The 15,905-nt window shown below is 57.9% G+C and carries 16 protein-coding genes; 9 read left to right on the forward strand and 7 right to left on the reverse strand.

Going from position 1 to position 15,905, the window contains the following annotated elements:
- Window positions 1-23 precede the first annotated feature (23 nt).
- The 3 genes from AC2FFP_RS05230 to AC2FFP_RS05240 all read right to left on the reverse strand — a co-directional run bounded on the left by AC2FFP_RS05230 (window position 24) and on the right by AC2FFP_RS05240 (window position 4,356).
- A complete protein-coding gene (locus AC2FFP_RS05230; RefSeq protein WP_109311602.1) occupies window positions 24-1,025 on the reverse strand; it encodes a DctP family TRAP transporter solute-binding subunit in 1,002 nt (333 codons plus the stop codon).
- 371 nt (window positions 1,026-1,396) lie between these two features.
- Window positions 1,397-2,626: a sigma-54-dependent transcriptional regulator gene (locus tag AC2FFP_RS05235; protein WP_496765189.1), complete on the reverse strand. Its 1,230-nt coding sequence runs from the start codon at window positions 2,624-2,626 to the stop codon at window positions 1,397-1,399.
- Window positions 2,623-4,356: a sensor histidine kinase gene (locus AC2FFP_RS05240; RefSeq protein ID WP_496880786.1), complete on the reverse strand. Its 1,734-nt coding sequence runs from the start codon at window positions 4,354-4,356 to the stop codon at window positions 2,623-2,625. Before AC2FFP_RS05240 ends, AC2FFP_RS05235 begins: the two co-directional genes overlap by 4 nt.
- Window positions 4,357-4,403: 47 nt before the next feature.
- Here AC2FFP_RS05240 and AC2FFP_RS05245 point away from each other — a divergent pair, with 47 nt between their 5' ends.
- Window positions 4,404-5,585, forward strand: coding sequence for a cytochrome P450 (locus AC2FFP_RS05245; protein ID WP_496765357.1), 1,182 nt, complete (start codon window positions 4,404-4,406; stop codon window positions 5,583-5,585).
- Here AC2FFP_RS05245 and AC2FFP_RS05250 read toward each other — a convergent pair.
- A complete protein-coding gene (locus tag AC2FFP_RS05250) occupies window positions 5,582-6,061 on the reverse strand; it encodes an Lrp/AsnC family transcriptional regulator (protein ID WP_496776685.1) in 480 nt (159 codons plus the stop codon). The genes AC2FFP_RS05245 and AC2FFP_RS05250 overlap by 4 nt on opposite strands.
- Window positions 6,062-6,204: 143 nt before the next feature.
- Between AC2FFP_RS05250 and cobA the strand changes: the two genes are divergently transcribed.
- The 7 genes from cobA (at window position 6,205) to infC (ending at window position 11,834) form a co-directional block, all read left to right on the forward strand.
- Window positions 6,205-6,981: a uroporphyrinogen-III C-methyltransferase gene (cobA, locus tag AC2FFP_RS05255; RefSeq protein ID WP_496776683.1), complete on the forward strand. Its 777-nt coding sequence runs from the start codon at window positions 6,205-6,207 to the stop codon at window positions 6,979-6,981.
- Window positions 6,981-7,295, forward strand: coding sequence for a DUF2849 domain-containing protein (locus AC2FFP_RS05260; protein WP_170557547.1), 315 nt, complete (start codon window positions 6,981-6,983; stop codon window positions 7,293-7,295). The genes cobA and AC2FFP_RS05260 overlap by 1 nt, the downstream gene beginning before the upstream one ends.
- 68 nt (window positions 7,296-7,363) lie before the next feature.
- The gene (locus AC2FFP_RS05265; protein ID WP_496880787.1) at window positions 7,364-9,028 is read left to right on the forward strand and encodes a nitrite/sulfite reductase; all 1,665 of its coding nucleotides are present in this window, start codon (window positions 7,364-7,366) and stop codon (window positions 9,026-9,028) included.
- Entirely contained in the window at window positions 9,018-9,779 is a 762-nt protein-coding gene (locus AC2FFP_RS05270) for a phosphoadenylyl-sulfate reductase (RefSeq protein WP_496880788.1), read from the forward strand. Before AC2FFP_RS05265 ends, AC2FFP_RS05270 begins: the two co-directional genes overlap by 11 nt.
- On the forward strand, window positions 9,776-10,183 hold the full coding sequence (locus AC2FFP_RS05275; protein WP_496880789.1) for a DUF934 domain-containing protein: 408 nt from the start codon (window positions 9,776-9,778) through the stop codon (window positions 10,181-10,183). Before AC2FFP_RS05270 ends, AC2FFP_RS05275 begins: the two co-directional genes overlap by 4 nt.
- Window positions 10,184-10,290: 107 nt before the next feature.
- The gene (locus tag AC2FFP_RS05280; RefSeq protein WP_058271890.1) at window positions 10,291-11,124 is read left to right on the forward strand and encodes a ferredoxin--NADP reductase; all 834 of its coding nucleotides are present in this window, start codon (window positions 10,291-10,293) and stop codon (window positions 11,122-11,124) included.
- A 128-nt stretch (window positions 11,125-11,252) separates the two neighbouring features.
- On the forward strand, window positions 11,253-11,834 hold the full coding sequence (gene infC, locus AC2FFP_RS05285) for a translation initiation factor IF-3 (protein ID WP_186437359.1): 582 nt from the start codon (window positions 11,253-11,255) through the stop codon (window positions 11,832-11,834).
- Window positions 11,835-11,922: 88 nt separating this feature from the next.
- Here the strand turns inward: infC and AC2FFP_RS05290 are convergent, their stop codons facing one another.
- Both AC2FFP_RS05290 and AC2FFP_RS05295 read right to left on the reverse strand, forming a co-directional pair.
- Window positions 11,923-13,245: an aspartate aminotransferase family protein gene (locus AC2FFP_RS05290; protein WP_496843919.1), complete on the reverse strand. Its 1,323-nt coding sequence runs from the start codon at window positions 13,243-13,245 to the stop codon at window positions 11,923-11,925.
- On the reverse strand, window positions 13,242-14,012 hold the full coding sequence (locus AC2FFP_RS05295) for a beta-keto acid cleavage family enzyme (protein ID WP_496880790.1): 771 nt from the start codon (window positions 14,010-14,012) through the stop codon (window positions 13,242-13,244). Before AC2FFP_RS05295 ends, AC2FFP_RS05290 begins: the two co-directional genes overlap by 4 nt.
- A gap of 89 nt (window positions 14,013-14,101) precedes the next feature.
- Here AC2FFP_RS05295 and AC2FFP_RS05300 point away from each other — a divergent pair, with 89 nt between their 5' ends.
- Window positions 14,102-15,001, forward strand: a complete 900-nt coding sequence (locus AC2FFP_RS05300) for a MurR/RpiR family transcriptional regulator (protein ID WP_496880791.1) — start codon at window positions 14,102-14,104, stop codon at window positions 14,999-15,001.
- Window positions 15,002-15,048: 47 nt separating this feature from the next.
- Here the strand turns inward: AC2FFP_RS05300 and AC2FFP_RS05305 are convergent, their stop codons facing one another.
- Entirely contained in the window at window positions 15,049-15,840 is a 792-nt protein-coding gene (locus tag AC2FFP_RS05305) for an FAD binding domain-containing protein (RefSeq protein WP_496740001.1), read from the reverse strand.
- Window positions 15,841-15,905 lie beyond the last annotated feature (65 nt).

The raw sequence follows: 15,905 nt of genomic DNA on the forward strand, positions 1-15,905 counted from the left end.
TGGACACGCGGCCTCAACCAGGATCAGAACCCGGCGTTGATGGCCTGAGCGGCGTCGATCTTATCCTGACCTACGTCGTCGGAAAACTGGTCCCAAACGGGCTTCATCGCATCGACCCAGGCCTGGCGCTGTTCGGGGTTCAGTTCGCGGATGATTCCGCCGGCATCAGTGATCGAAGCCTTGGCTGCTTCGTTCACCGAGAAGGCTTCCTTGTTCCGTGTCTCGGTCACTTCGCCCAGAATCGTCAGGAACTGATCGCGCACCTCGGGATCAAGGCTGTCCAACCAGTCAACCGATGTCACGACCAGATAGTCGATGATGCCATGGTTGGTCTCGGTGATACCGTCCTGCACTTCGAAGAACTTTTTGCCATAGATGTTCGACCAGGTGTTTTCTTGGCCATCCACAACGCCCTGCTGCAGCGCGCCGTAAACTTCCGAGAACGCCATTTTCTGCGGGCTGCCGCCAATGGCTTCCATTTGGGCTACCAGAACGTCCGAGGATTGAACACGGAATTTCAGGCCTTCGGCATCCGACGGAGCCTCAAGCGGTTTGTTGGCCGACATCTGTTTCATGCCATTGTGCCAGAACGCCAGCCCTTGCAGGCCGCGGCGCTGCATGCTGTCCTTCATGGCCTGACCATCCGCCGAGGCCTGGAATGCATCAACTGCATCGATGTTCTTGAACATGAACGGCAGGTCGAACAGACGGAACTGTTTGGTAAACTTCTCGAACTTCGACAGCGACGGCGCGGCCAGCTGGACGTCGCCTTGAAGCATTGCTTCAAGCACCTTGTCGTCATTATAGAGCGTCGAGTTCGGATAGACCTCAACGCACATTACGCCATTCATCTCGTCATTGACGCGCTGCTCCAGCAGCGATGCCGCGATGCCCTTGGGGTGTTTGTCCGTGTTCGTCACATGCGCGAACTTGACGACAATCTCGCCGTCATCACACGCGGCCATACCGGCGGTTGCTGTAACACTCAACGCCAGCGCGGTCGCGGCAGTTGTCAGGAATTTCATCTGTCTTTTCCTCCCAGACTTCCATGAAACCTTCAGTCAACGCCAGATCGGCGTCTCATGTGGCGCAGTGAAGCGAATCAAGGGGCACCGCTCAACTTTTTGTTCGAAATTCAGAAAGTTCAAATATTTTTGTTTTACTTCATAGTTTTAGAAGGTACTTCCACGCCATCAAAAGGCAGTGACACTACCCGTTGTGCGAAAATCCGCACATTTATTTCCCCGGCTGTGCGGATTTCCGCACGCACTTCGAATCAGATCGAACGACTCACCCCCTGATTCTGTGGTGACTACCCGCAGCCTGCGAATGCAGGCTGCCCGGCCCAACGCCTTTAAATGCATGATAATGCGGTCAAAGGCGGCGGGTGCCCCCGTTAGCGCCGATAGTCTTCTGGGCGAATCTGATAGCGCGCCAGTTTGTCGTAAAAAGTCTTGCGTGGCAGTTTCAACGCACTTGCCGCATCCGAGGCTTTGCCATTGTGCCGACCCAGCGCCGCAATCAACAACGACCGCTCTACGCGCGCCATTTGCTCGTTCAGCCCCAGATCAGCGGCACGTGCCACCTCTTCCGGCATCCCCAACACGAACCGCATCGCCGCCGACATCAGCGATCTGGCATTGCCCGGCCAATCGCTGGCCATCAACGACGCAAGTTGCTCCGAGGTAATCTCGGGTTCGGCAATGCCCGCCTGTTCCGCCGATTGCGCGACATAATGGCGAAAGATCACGGGAATATCTTCGGGTCGTTCCGCCAGCGACGGGATCCGCACACGCATGACATCCAGGCGATAAAACAGGTCGGCATTGAATTGGCCCTGCTCTGACAGCACCGCCAGATCTGCGGTTGTTCCCGCGACAATCCGTGAACCGGTGCCCTGCTCTATCATTTCAAGCGCGGCGTATTGCGTGGCGTCTGGCATGGCCGAAACCTCATCCAAGAACAACGACCCACCGGCCGCATCTTCGCACACGCGTACCAACCCCTCGGGCGTCAGCCCTGAGGCCGGGCGCTTGACGAACGGCCCCTGCCCGACCGGCGACATCAGATGAACGACTTCGGCCACTTTCGATATCCCGCTGCCCGGTGGCCCGGTTACCAGAACTTCTGCCCCGGTGGGGGCGACGGATCGGACCCGTTCACGCAGTGCTTCGGCCTGCGCGGACAGGCCGAACAAAAGCCGCGCTGCCGGATCGCCGCGCTCAAGCTCTGATTTGAGGGCACGCTGTTCGATCACGTGCGCGCGCGCGTCAAAGGCTCGTTCCAACACGGGCAGCAGGTCCGTCGCCGCACATGGCTTTTCCAGAAAATCAAAAGCTCCCTGTCCCATGGCCTGCACCGCCATCGGGATGTCGCCCTCACCGGTCAACAGGACAACGGGCAAGTCTGGATCAACCTCACGCGCGTAGTTCAGCAGATGAAAACCATCCCGGCCCGGCATACGGATGTCCGAAACGATCACGCCCAGAAAGTCGGCGCGTATATGGTCTTTTGCTGCCACAAAGGATCCCGCAGTAACCGGATCATAATCTGCCAACTCAAGTGTTTGCGCCAAAGCTTCGCGGACGGCAGCGTCGTCATCAACCAGTAGAATTTTCCGCGTCATGCGACCTCGTGCTCCGTGAAAGGTTCAAGCTCGACGGTAAACAGCGCCCCGGTGTCCAGATTTGCACCCCGGATGTTACCCCCAAAGCTTTGCACCAGACCATACGAAATCGAAAGCCCAAGCCCCATCCCCTCCGAGGTTCCGACAGCCTTTGTCGTATAGAACGGTTCGAACAGTTTTTCCGAGTTTTCGATGCCCGGGCCGATATCGCGGACAGTCACGGCCAGCTTGTCGCCGCGGTCGATCGCAATGCGGATGAGGCGGTCGTCTTGCTCACTCATCGCGTCAGCGGCATTGTTAATCAGGTTGACGAACACTTGAACCAACCGCACCTCGCCGCCCCATGCGTAAACCGGGTTATTGGGCGGGGCCCAATCCATACGGACATCCTCGGTCCGCAACCGCGCCTCGGTCAACTCGACCGCCGTATCGATCACCTGAACCAGGTTAACCTTGCCCATCGGTTCACTTTCGTTGCGCGAAAAGGCGCGCAGGTTCTTGATGATACGTGCCATGCGCGCTGCCATAGCGGAGATACGCGTCAGGTTCTCCGACGCTTTCTCATCCCGGCCCCGGGATAGAAAAGCCGCGCCATTATCTGCGAATTGCTGGATCGCCATCAGCGGTTGGTTCAGTTCGTGACTGATACCCGCCGACATCTGACCCAACGCGCTGAGTTTACCTGCCTGGATCAGCTCTTCCTGAGCGTGTTTCAGAGCCGCTTCTGCGTCTTCACGTTCACGCACTTCATGGCGCAGAGCGGTATTTGCAGCTGTCAACGCATGCGTCCGTTGCGCGACCCGGCTTTCCAGGATCGTGTTGGCCTCGGCCAAAGTGCGTCTGCGTTCGGTCGCCAGATACAACAGCGCGCCGAAGGCCAAACAGATTGCGGCAACGGTCGCCGCCTGCAACCCCGCCAAACGCTGCGCGGGGGCCACATCGACCAGAACTTCAGCCGTCATGTCGATCACCGGCAAGTCCAGCATCAGGTGTAAAGCGCGACTAGGCAGATACCGCCCCCAATTCAGTTCCCAGACCTCGTGCGGACCGACCAGAACCGAGGCAAAATCGACCACCCCGCCGTCTGGCGGTGTCAGGCCCAATTGACCCTCATCCCGGTGCCAAAACAACAAATCCGATCGGTTGGAGATAAACACGACACCGTCCCCGTCGGTGAAGAACACCGCCTCGGTACTGCCGCGCCAAGTCTGTTCCACATCTTGGACATCGGCCACGACGATCAATACACCCTCGACCTGACCAGCATCACCAAAGGCCGGGGCGGCGTAGGAATAGGTGCGATCTCCGCTGCTTTCCACAACCCCATGCGCGCTGCCCATTGCGCCCTGCAATGCGCGCCGAAACGCGGGGTGGTCCGGCATGTTTGGCCACACAACCGGCTGCGCCGAGGCCAGCACCTGCCCGCTTCGGTCAAGATACATCATGTTGACGGCCGAGGTTTTGTCGGCGACGTCCAGCAATATCGCGCGCGCTGCCCGTTGTTGCACCGGTGTCTCTAGGGCGCGCAGGGCCGGATGCGTGGCCATCAGCACGGCCAGTTCCTGATAGACCTGCATCTGAGTGCTGAGCCGGTCGGCAGCCAGTTCAAGGTCAGCCTCGGCTTTTTCACTGAGCTGCGACAGCGCTTGACGGTAGCCATAGGACCAGACCCCTGCGGTCAACAGGCCGACAGCAAACAAAAATCCCAGAATGACCCAAACGCGTTGCATGATATAGGGTCTTGCATTCGGCGCGCCGCATGGCAAGTCTGCGCCGCATGAAGACGGTATTTCAATCTCCGGTCGATCCGGAATTCGTGCAGAACCCCTACCCGTTCTATGATCAGGCCCGCGCGTGCGGTAATCTGGTCTATTGGGAGGACTATGGGAAAGTTGCGGCTGTATCACACCGGGCGGTCTCGGCGCTTTTGAAAGACCGCCGCTTCGGTCGGGAAGTACCCGTAGAAATGCAAACCCCAGGTCCGGCGCATCTTGCCCCTTGGCTGGCGGTCGAGGCGCATTCGTTGCTGGAAGCCGAACCGCCAAGACACACACGCCTGCGTGCATTGGTGATGCGGGCATTCACGTCCCGTGCTATTGCGGCACTGGAACCTTCGATCCACGACCTAACCCATTCTTTGATTGACGCATTTCCCGACCAGCCGTTCGATTTGCTCTCTACCTTTTGCACCCAAGTTCCGGTCATCACGATCTGCCGCCTCTTGGGCGTGCCCGAGGATATGTCACCCAGCCTATTACGCTGGTCACATGATATGGTGGCAATGTATCAAGCCAGCCGTACGCCCGAGACTGAGACCGCTGCCGCAGCCTCATCCCAGGAATTCTCCGACTTTCTGATCGACTACATCGAGCAGCGCCGCAGCGATCCGCAGGACGATCTGATCACACGGTTGATCGCGGCCGAAGAGGATGGCGAAAAGCTGTCACGCGAAGAGCTGGTCGCCACCTGCATTCTGCTTTTGAATGCCGGGCACGAAGCGACGGTGCATTCACTTGGAAACGGCGTAAAGACCGTTTTGCAAAATGGCATCGGACCGCAATACTTTGCGCCGGACAGCATCGACCGCACGGTAGAAGAGATTTTACGCTATGACCCGCCGCTGCACATGTTCACTCGCTATGCCTATGAAGACATCGACGCATTTGGGTACAGTTTCAAACGTGGTGATGAGGTCGCGCTACTACTGGGCGCTGCGAACCGGGATTCTGCGGTCTGGAGCGACCCGGACAGGTTCGATCCCACCCGCGCCATCGTCACGAACACCAGTTTCGGTGGCGGCCTGCACTTTTGCGTTGGCGCCCCTCTGGCACGGATGGAAATGCGCATCGCACTGTCCACGCTGTTCGACAGATATCCGAACCTGCGCCTGAGCGCCGAGCCCGAGTACTCGAATACCTACCATTTTCACGGGCTGACCAAACTGATGGTGCAGACCTAGCTTTCGATCAGCGCTTTCAAAGGCAACATGGTGGTGGACTTGATTTCTTCCATCGACAGCAAGGCAGTCACGTTGTGAACGCGCACTTCTGAAATCAGCGCCTGATAGAAGTCGTCATAGGCACGCGCGTTCTTGACCCGCACCTTTAGGATATAGTCGATGTCGCCGGCCAGCCGATGCGCCTCTTGCACTTCGGGCCTGTCCCGCAGAGCTTTCAGGAATTTATGCTGCCAGTCAGCCTCATGTTCCGACGTTCGGATCAGAACAAAAAACGTAGCTTCAAATCCCAGCGCTTCGGCGTCCAGCAAAACGGTCTGTTGACCGATCACTCCGGCCCCTTTCAGTTTGCGTATCCGATTCCAGACCGGGGTCTTGGAACTGCCAACACGAGCGGCTATTTCGTCCAGCGATTGACTGGCGTCCCGCTGCAGCTCGACCAGAATTTTCCGATCCGTATCATCAATCCGCACCGACATTCCAAATTTCCCTTCGTTTCGAAACCAATGTCCCGCTTTGCCGTTGGCGCGGAACATTTGTCCTTATTTGTTCGCCTATATGGCGTATTGGCGGGAATATTTCCTATATTGCAAGACAAGTCAAACCACACTCGGGACACGAAATGCAGCTTACGCAATCATATGATGGCACAGGACATGTCGACTTTGTCGGCGCGGGTCCGGGCGATCCGGAATTGCTGACGCTCAAGGCGCTGAAAGCCTTCGAGCGCGCGGACGTTGTGCTTCATGACCGTCTGATCAGCGCTGAGGTTCTGGCGCTGGCCGGCAAGACCGCCCAACTGGTCGATGTCGGCAAGGCCGGTTTCGGCCCGTCTTGGAAACAGGAAGACATTGACGCCCTGCTGGTTGAGTACGCCTTGAAAGGTCAGCGCGTCGTGCGCCTGAAGTCCGGCGACCCGACCGTGTTTGGACGTCTGGATGAAGAGATCGAGGCGGTTGAGGCTGCTGGTATCTCGTGGCGGATCGTTCCGGGCATCACTGCTGCGTCGGCAGCGGTTGCCGGAATCGGTCAAAGCTTGACACGTCGTGGGCGCAATTCTTCGGTCCGTTTTCTGACTGGCCACGACATGAAGGGATTTGCGGATCACGACTGGAACGCGTTGGCGCGCACCGGTTCGGTGGCTGCGATTTACATGGGCAAAAAGTCCGCTCGTTTTATTCAGGGCCGCCTGATCATGCACGGTGCTGATCGCCAAACGCCGGTGACGTTGATTGAAAACGCTACGCGCCCCGATCAGCGCATTCTGGAAACGACTCTGGACCAGTTGCCCACCGATTTGAACGCCGCCGAAATGGACGGCCCTACCCTGACATTTTATGGCCTCGCCCCGCGCCAGGCGGCCGTGGCCCTGACCGATTTCAAGAAGGAGCACGCCTGATGGCCCGCGCTTTTACCCCCAAAGTGGTGACCGCCAACGACCTGTTGGAAGGTGACGTCATCTATTTGACCGAAGACGATCGCTGGTCGCGCGAATTGTCCGAGGCCGAACTGATCACCGATGAAGCGCACGCTCAGGTGCGCCTGCTGGATGCCACGCGTCAGGCCAGCAAAATCGTTGGTGCTTATCTTGCCGATGCCGTCGCCGGCGACAACGGCCCCGAGCCCACACATTTCCGGGAAGACTTCCGCCGCACTGGTCCGTCCAACTATGCCCACGGCAAACAGGAAACTTCCCCGCAGCCCCGGGCCTGACCTCTGGCCCGTCTCTCTCCCCTACTCAAGGCCCCAAGGTTCGGGGCTGCAACTAAGGACAGCTAATCATGTATCGCTACTCCGAGTTCGACACAGCATTTTTGGCAGAACGTAACGCGCAGTTCCGCGCGCAGGTCGAGCGCCGCATTGACGGCTCGCTCACCGAGGATGAATTCAAACCCCTGCGCCTGATGAACGGCCTGTATCTGCAACTGCACGCCTATATGCTGCGCGTCGCGATTCCATACGGCACGCTCTCCAGCGCGCAGATGCGTCAACTGGCCCTGCTGGCCGAGAAGTGGGACAAGGGCTACGGCCATTTCACCACCCGTCAGAACATCCAGTACAACTGGCCGAAGCTGAACGACGTGCCAGACATGCTGGACGCGCTGGCTGAGGTTGGCATGCACGCCATTCAGACATCGGGCAACACCATCCGCAACGTGACCGCCGACCATTTCGCCGGTGCCGCCGCGGATGAGGTCGCCGACCCGCGCCCCTATGCCGAACTGCTGCGCCAGTGGTCGACCGACCACCCGGAATTCCAGTTCATGCCGCGTAAGTTCAAGATCGCCATCACCGGCTCGGAAAACGACCGTGCCGTGATCAAGGCGCATGACATCGGCCTGCAACTGGTCGAGCGTGATGGCGTACTGGGGGCCCGCGTTATCGTGGGTGGTGGCCTGGGCCGTACCCCGATGATCGGTAAGGAACTGTCCGACTTCGTCGCCTTTGACGACCTGCTGGCGTATCTGGAAGCCACCGTTTCCGTGTGGAACCAGATCGGACGCCGCGACAACAAGTACAAAGCGCGCATCAAGATCACCGTGCATGAGCATGGCATCGACGCGATCCGCGCCAAGGTGAACGAGCGTTTCCTGAAGGTTCGCCCGCAGTTCAAAGGCGCGGATATGAACCTGTTGGAAGAGATCAAGGACCACTTTGCCCCGCCAACTTTCCGCGAAGCCTCGGTTGCGTCGTTCGAAAGCGCCTACACCAATGATCCGGTCTTCCGGTCGTGGGTCGACACCAACATCGCGCCGCACAAGAACGCGGACCATGCAATCGTCACCATCTCGATCAAGAAGCACGGCCAGACGCCGGGCGATGCAACTGCCGAGCAGATGCGTGTGATGGCTGATCTGGCCGAAGAGTTCGCCTATGACGAGCTGCGCATCAGCCATGAGCAGAACGTGATCCTGCCCCATGTCCACAAGTCGGACCTGCCTGCGATCCATGCGAAGCTGAAAGAGTACGAACTGGCCACCGCCAATATCGGCCTGATCAGCGACATCATCGCCTGCCCCGGCATGGATTACTGCGCACTGGCGACAGCCCGTTCGATCCCGGTTGCACAGGAAATTGCGACCCGTTTCGATGATCTGAAGCTTGAGCATGATATCGGTCACCTGAAGATCAAGATCTCGGGTTGCATCAACGCATGTGGTCACCACCACGTGGGTCACATCGGCATCCTGGGTCTGGATCGCGCAGGCGTCGAGAACTACCAGATCACTCTGGGTGGTGACGCGACTGAAACTGCGGCCGTTGGTGACCGCACCGGCCCGGGCTTTGCCTATGATGAGATCGTGCCTGCCGTCGAACGCATCGTCGAAACCTATCTGGAACAGCGTGACAGCGCCGAAGAGACATTCCTTGAAACCTATCGCCGCGTAGGCATGGCACCGTTCAAGGCAGCCCTCTACCCCGAGGCGCGAGCGAATGCCGCTTGACCTGATCCAGACGGAACTGGGGGCTGACCGCGCTGAGCTGACCGAAAAGGTCGAAGCGTTGAACACCCAGTTCCGCCACCACAGTGCCCATGACGTCATGCATGGCGCGTTGGAGACAATCGAAGAGCTTGCTTTGGTCTCCAGCTTTGGGGCGGAATCGGTGGTGTTGTTGCACATGGCAGCCGTGGTCGACAAAGCCACGCCGGTCCTGTTTGTGGACACGCAGATGTTGTTCACCGAAACGCTGGAATATCAGCAGGACGTATCAGATCGGCTTGGCCTGAAGAACGTCCACATCATCCGCGCAGATGATGAGGATGTTCAGCGCGAAGACCCATACCGCGCCTTGCGCCTGAGCGACACGGATGCCTGCTGCAACCTGCGCAAAACCTTCCCGCTGCAGCGTGCTTTGGCGGGCTATGACGGCTGGATCTCGGGTCGGAAGCGGTTCCAGTCTGGCACACGCGCCGCGCTTGACTTCTTTGAGGTCGAAGACGGCACCGGTCGGATCAAGGTAAACCCGCTGGCCCATTGGGCGCCGGAAGACGTGAGCGCCTATATGGATGAAAACAACCTGCCCCGGCATCCGCTGGTGGCCAAAGGTTACCCTTCGATCGGTTGTGCGCCCTGCACCTCGCCGGTCAAAGAAGGCGAAGACCCCCGCGCCGGACGCTGGCGCGATCAGAACAAAGAAGAATGCGGCATCCATTTTGTCGACGGCAAGATGGTGCGCGCTGGAGAGAAAACATGAACGTAATCGTAACGGATGAGGGGTTCGCCCCCGACGACTGGACAGATGGCTTTGTCACGCTTGAGGACGCAGCCAATGATGTGGTTGCGCTGGACGTGGCCTCGGACGCTGATCCTGATGAACTGGTTGACCGCCTGGGCAGCGCCCGCATGGTCCGCGTGGACTTCCCGACTTCGGCGGATGGTCGTGGCTTTACCATCGCGCGCGTGCTGCGCCTGAAGGGTTTCACAGGTCGCCTGCGGGCAAAGGGCCACGTTCTGGCCGACCAGTACGCCATGGCGCGCCGCAGCGGGTTCGATGAAGTCGAAATCGACGACGCACTGGCCAATCGCCAGCCCGAAGATCAATGGCTAGCCCGCGCCAATTGGAAAGATCATAGCTATCAGGCCCGCCTGCGCGGCTAATCCCGCCAATCGCCAGCTTGTGACTTCAAAGGGGCATTTAGCCCCTTTTCCTGACTTGGATCAAAGATTAAACGGAGATGTCGGTTTACCCAGCCGATAGTGAAACGATGACAGAGATGAAACCCGTGACCGAAGTAACTGCCGTCAAGGCCCCCGTCCTTCCGGACGCACAGACCGTAACAGACGTCAAACATTGGACCGACAGCCTGTTTTCCTTCAAGGTGTCGCGTCCCGCCTCGCTGCGGTTCCGTTCGGGCGAGTTCGTGATGATCGGCCTGCTGGGCGACAACGGCAAGCCGCTGCTGCGCGCGTATTCCATCGCCTCGCCTTCATGGGATGAAGAGCTGGAGTTCTACTCGATCAAGGTGCAGGACGGTCCGCTGACATCGAAACTGCAGCACATCAAACCGGGTGATCAGATCATCCTGCGGCCCAAGCCCGTTGGCACGCTGGTCCACGACGCCCTGCTGCCTGGAAAACGCCTGTGGTTCTTTGCCACCGGAACAGGTTTTGCGCCCTTCGCCTCGTTGCTGCGCGAGCCGCAGACCTATGAGGATTACGACGAAGTCATCATCACCCATACCTGCCGCGAAGTGGGTGAATTGGAATATGGCCGTCAGTTGATCGAAAGCATTCGTCAGGACGAAATGCTGGCCGAACTGATGGGCGAAGGCTTTGCCGACAAGATTCGCTACTACCCGACCACGACACGGGAAGAGAGCCCCAAGATGGGTCGCATCACTGAGTTGCTGAAAGACGGCACGGTTTTTGCTGATCTGGGCATCGAGGGCGGCATCAAGCCGGAAACCGACCGGGCTATGGTCTGTGGGTCGTTGGCCTTCAACCTGGACATCAAAAAGATTCTGGAAGAGTTCGACCTGCGCGAAGGTGCCAATTCCGAACCCAAGGAGTTTGTCATCGAAAAAGCCTTTGTTGGTTAACTCGATGCACCGGTTCCGGGGCATTTGGCCCCGGACTGGCGAAAAACCTATAACAAAACCCGGTTTTTTCGGCCTGGCCTGCACTTATGCCGCTTGAATCGGCGTGCAGGCCAGTCTAAATTCCGGCCTTGAAATTCTGCAATCATCAAAGGAATGAACCCATAGCCCGCAGACCTCACAACGCGCCGCCGCAAAGAGACACCGGCCCCCGCGTCAATGATAAGATCCGTGCCCCCGAAATCCGTCTGATTGGCGCTGAAGGTGAAAATGTCGGGGTGGTTCATCCCGCCAAAGCCATGCAGATGGCAGTTGATGCCGGTCTTGATCTGGTCGAAATTTCGCCCAACGCAAACCCGCCGGTCTGCAAGATCATGGACTTTGGTAAGTTCAAATACGAGACGCAGAAACGCGAAGCCGAAGCCCGCAAAAAACAGAAGATCATTGAGATCAAAGAGGTCAAATTCCGACCCAACACTGACACTCATGATTACGACGTAAAAATGCGGAACGTATTCAAGTTTCTTGAAAACGGGGACAAGGTCAAAGTGACCCTGCGTTTCCGCGGCCGTGAAATGGCGCACCAAAATCTGGGTCGTGAACTTTTGGAACGTGTTGCGGCCGACACCAAAGACATCGGCAAGGTCGAAAACATGCCGAAGATGGAAGGCCGTCAGATGATCATGCTGATCGGTCCGCTGCCACAGAAATAAGCCCCTGTGCATATCGAATTCGAAACCCTGTCAGATCCGCTCTGACAGGGTTTTTTTGTTGGTTTTTAGGTACAGGCCACGCGGCGCGTCAGCCGGGGATCGAGGTCGAGATCGCCCGACCAAGTTTGCCCACAAGCTCGTCTATTTGCGCGTCTTCAATGATGAATGGCGGGGCCAGCAGGACATGATCCCCAAGACGCCCATCCCGTGTACCGGACATGGGATAGCAGATCAGCCCCTCAGCCAGCGCGGCTTTCTTGATTTTGCCTGCTACGCCATGAGCCGGATCAAACGGTGTTTTTGTTTCGCGATCAGCCACCAGCTCCAGCCCTCGAAACAGCCCCCTGCCACGGATATCACCGACATTCGGATGCTGTCCGAATTCGGCCTGCAACGCCGCTTGCAGCTTCTCGCCCATGACACCGGCGCGCGCGGGCAACGCGCGCGTGGTAAGTTCGGTGACAACAGCCAGGGCCGCTGCCGTCGCAACCGGGTGACCGATATAGGTGTGACCATGTTGAAAGAACCCGGACCCGTCGCGAATTGCATCATAGATTTTCCCGGTGCACATCATCGCGCCAATCGGTTGGTAACCAGCGCCCAACCCTTTGGCGATGCACAGAATGTCCGGCGCAATCCCATCATGATCGCAGGCAAACAAATGTCCGGTCCGCCCCATGCCACACATGACTTCATCAAGAATCAACAGAACGCCATATTGGTCACAGATCTGGCGAATACGCTGGAAATACCCCTCAACAGCAGGAACCGCGCCCAGCGTTGCGCCCACAACGGGTTCCGCCATGAACGCCATAACCGTTTTAGGACCCAAGCGAAGGATCTCGGCCTCCAACTCATTCGCGACGCGCTGGCCGTAGTCAAAGCTGCTCTCGGCATCCGCCTTTTCAGCGTATTCGAAACAGGGCGCGATATGTGTCATCTCGATCAGCATCGGAGCAAACTGCGCGCGTCGCCATTCGTTACCTCCAGCCGACAACGCGCCCAAAGTGTTCCCGTGATAGCTCTGCCGCCGAGCGATCACCCGGCGACGCTCGGGCTGGCCAATTTCAAGAAAGTACTGCCGCGCGAGTTTCATCGCCGCCTCGGTCGCCTCGGACCCGCCTGAGACGAAATACACACGGTCCAGACCATCAGGCGCGTGTTCCACCAACAGATCGGCCAACGCCTCAGCAGGTTCGGATGTCATGAATCCGGTATGTGCAAAAGCGATCTGTTCGACCTGCCGCTGCACGGCCTCAATAACCGCCGGGTTCGAATGCCCAAGGCATGACACCGCAGCGTCACCACAATCCAGATAGCGCTGCCCCTGATCGTCGATCAGGTAACACCCGTCGCCACTAACGGCGACCGGCAGGTTCGATTTGGTATGACGAGGAAAAACGTGGCTCATTGCTGAGGTCCTTTCAAAGCCGCGACCAGTGCCGAAACCGACGCTGCGTTGTTCGCCCAGGTACTTCCATCCTGGTCGGTCAAGCTATTTTCAAATCCAACCCGCACATCCCCGCCACGGTCCGCAGCCGTTTTTAGGCAAGCATGTTCCTGCTTTCCGAATGCACAGACCATCCAACTGGAGTGGGTTTGCGAAAAGTGATCAAGGTCTTCTGGTGCGGATTCCTGCCCCGCAGTATACCGCCCCAGAACCAGCAGACGATCAGTCTGCCCATCACGGACAATACCGCGAGCCTGCCAATCTGCCAAAAGCGCAGCATCTGCATCGTCATAGAGAATATGCTGAACGCGCGTTCCCTGCTCGGCACAGAGACCATAAACACTATTTGCGAGGTCTGGCGTGCGCGCGATTTCCCGGACCGAGATCGAAGCCCATTTCGGCTTTACATTTTGCAAACAGTGCAATTGGGCCGGGACATCAAAGATACCCGCTGCCTCGGTCGTGATCTGGACATCCATCTCTGGCACGGCACGACGCAACTCTGCCATCGTCTCAAGATAACGCCCGGCATCCAGAGAATGCTGCCCCTGATCATCGCGCACATGCAGGTGAATTCCATCTGCACCGGCCCGAAAGCAGCTTTGCGAAGTCGATACGATCTCCTGCACAGACACCGGAAGCTGAGCGTGATCCGCATGCCGCCTGCGGGCACCGTTCGGCGCCACCAGAACATAGGGCGTATGCGATTGCGGCAGTGTTTTGGACATAAGAGTACCCTTTTAGACTATTAACCCAGTTAAGGACCTTAGGCGCGTTTTCAATTTACATCTTTCATAACATTTGTTTTCTTTCACGGATGACCAAGTCTTTGAGCCAGCTTACCGAAGCTCTGCGACAGCAGATTGACCAGTTGCCTCCCGGATTGCAGATGGCGGCAAAATACATCCTCGACCATCCCGGAGATTTCGGGCTGGACTCAATTCGGGAAACCGCAGCAAAGATCGGCGTCAGCTCGAACGTTCTGGTCCGACTGGCGGACCGGATGGGATATGACCGCTTCGACAGCCTGCGCGCTCCGTTCCGCGATGCGTTGGTCACAGATGGTGAGGATCATTTGAGTCAAAGTTGGCTTGCCGACATGCAAGACGGTGATTCATTCAGCGCTGCCCAGGCAAAATTCGCCCAGAATGCACAGAACGTCGTTATGCGATCCCTGAGGTTAATGAACCCTGAACGCGTCAAGCGCGCCGTTGAAATTATGACGTCTGCTGACAGGTGCTTTGTCACCGCCACCCGGGCCAGCTACGCCTTGTCTTACTATTTTTCATATGCGGGACGCATGGCACACCCCGGTCTGCAACTTATTCCGCGCCACATGGGGTCCGCGGCAGATGATCTGTTGGACGCAAGCCCCAACGATTGCCTGATTGCAATCACCGTTCACCCTTATTCCGCCGAAACCATCCAATCAATGCGATTGGCGCGACGCATGAATGTGCCGCTCATCCTGATTGCCGACAGCGAAGTGATCGCACCCGGGATCGAGCCGGACGTGGTTTTCCCCGTCAGCACGCGATCTCTGCACCACTTCTCGAACTATGCTGGGGCCATGGCGGTTCTGGAATGCCTACTGGGTCACCTATTTCAAGCAGGCGGAGACGTCGCGCGCAATCGCGTGGACAATTACCAAAAGTCCCGAGAAGACACAGGCGCATACTGGCAACCATCCCAGCCGCCCAGAATAAGACGGAAATAAAAAAAGCCCCGGCCATAAGGTCCGGGGCTTTTTTGACAGTTTTGAGCTTACATGCAGGCTTCAATGGCCCTCTTGGTCATCACGCTGACCAGATGCGCGCGATACGCCTTACTGCCGTGCAAATCGGCAATCATATTCGCGGGATTGATGCTCAGCCCGGTCAAGGCATCCTGCCGAAACTCCTTGTTCAGTGCTTCCTCGGCCTCGGACCAGCGGAACACACCATCCTCACTGGCACCTGTTACCGCAACGCGAACACCGTCCGCGAAACGCGCCAGATACACTCCGACTAGTGCAAATCGCGATGCGGGTTGCAGGAATTTCTGGTAGCTGGCCGCTTGTGGCACCGGAAAATTGACCGTGGTGATGATCTCACCTTCCTCCAGGGCTGTACTGAACATGCCCTCGAAGAAATCATCCGCCGCGATTTGGCGCGTATTGGTGATGATCGTCGCACCTGATCCTAAAGCGCCCGCCGGATAGCAAGCGGCCGGATCATTGTTGGCCAGCGAGCCACCGATTGTACCTCGATTACGCACCGCTGGATCGCCGATCTGTCCAGCCAGCGCGGCCAGAGCCGGATAGCTGCCGGCGGCCTCTGACGCCACCGTTGCGTGGGTTGTTGCGCCACCAATGGCCACAGACCCGTCATCCTCGATGCAAACGCCCTGTATGTCGGGTATCCCACCCAGCGACACCAGTGTAGACGGTGCTGCCAATCGTTGTTTCAGCGTTGGGATCAACGTTTGGCCACCCCCCAACGCCTGTGCATCCTCGCCTCCCAATGCCGAAACAGCATCCGCAATTGTCGAGGGCTTTTCAAACTCGAAATTGTACATTTCGCTTTCCTTTCCGAAAGGCGCGGATCCGCCCTTCATCTGGCTATAAATATTCCGGGGGTCTG

The organism is Ruegeria sp. YTSC004 (assembly GCF_059609805.1).

Coding starts and splice junctions, on each gene's coding strand:
- AC2FFP_RS05295 (WP_496880790.1), bottom strand. CDS start 14,012: ATGTCCAAAACACTGCCGCAATCGCATACGCCCTATGTTCTGGTGGCG.
- AC2FFP_RS05290 (WP_496843919.1), bottom strand. CDS start 13,245: ATGAGCCACGTTTTTCCTCGTCATACCAAATCGAACCTGCCGGTCGCC.
- AC2FFP_RS05240 (WP_496880786.1), bottom strand. CDS start 4,356: ATGCAACGCGTTTGGGTCATTCTGGGATTTTTGTTTGCTGTCGGCCTG.
- AC2FFP_RS05270 (WP_496880788.1), top strand. CDS start 9,018: ATGCCGCTTGACCTGATCCAGACGGAACTGGGGGCTGACCGCGCTGAG.
- AC2FFP_RS05305 (WP_496740001.1), bottom strand. CDS start 15,840: ATGTACAATTTCGAGTTTGAAAAGCCCTCGACAATTGCGGATGCTGTT.
- cobA (WP_496776683.1), top strand. CDS start 6,205: ATGCAGCTTACGCAATCATATGATGGCACAGGACATGTCGACTTTGTC.
- AC2FFP_RS05280 (WP_058271890.1), top strand. CDS start 10,291: ATGACAGAGATGAAACCCGTGACCGAAGTAACTGCCGTCAAGGCCCCC.
- AC2FFP_RS05230 (WP_109311602.1), bottom strand. CDS start 1,025: ATGAAATTCCTGACAACTGCCGCGACCGCGCTGGCGTTGAGTGTTACA.
- AC2FFP_RS05245 (WP_496765357.1), top strand. CDS start 4,404: ATGAAGACGGTATTTCAATCTCCGGTCGATCCGGAATTCGTGCAGAAC.
- AC2FFP_RS05265 (WP_496880787.1), top strand. CDS start 7,364: ATGTATCGCTACTCCGAGTTCGACACAGCATTTTTGGCAGAACGTAAC.
- AC2FFP_RS05250 (WP_496776685.1), bottom strand. CDS start 6,061: ATGTCGGTGCGGATTGATGATACGGATCGGAAAATTCTGGTCGAGCTG.
- AC2FFP_RS05260 (WP_170557547.1), top strand. CDS start 6,981: ATGGCCCGCGCTTTTACCCCCAAAGTGGTGACCGCCAACGACCTGTTG.
- AC2FFP_RS05275 (WP_496880789.1), top strand. CDS start 9,776: ATGAACGTAATCGTAACGGATGAGGGGTTCGCCCCCGACGACTGGACA.
- AC2FFP_RS05300 (WP_496880791.1), top strand. CDS start 14,102: ATGACCAAGTCTTTGAGCCAGCTTACCGAAGCTCTGCGACAGCAGATT.
- AC2FFP_RS05235 (WP_496765189.1), bottom strand. CDS start 2,626: ATGACGCGGAAAATTCTACTGGTTGATGACGACGCTGCCGTCCGCGAA.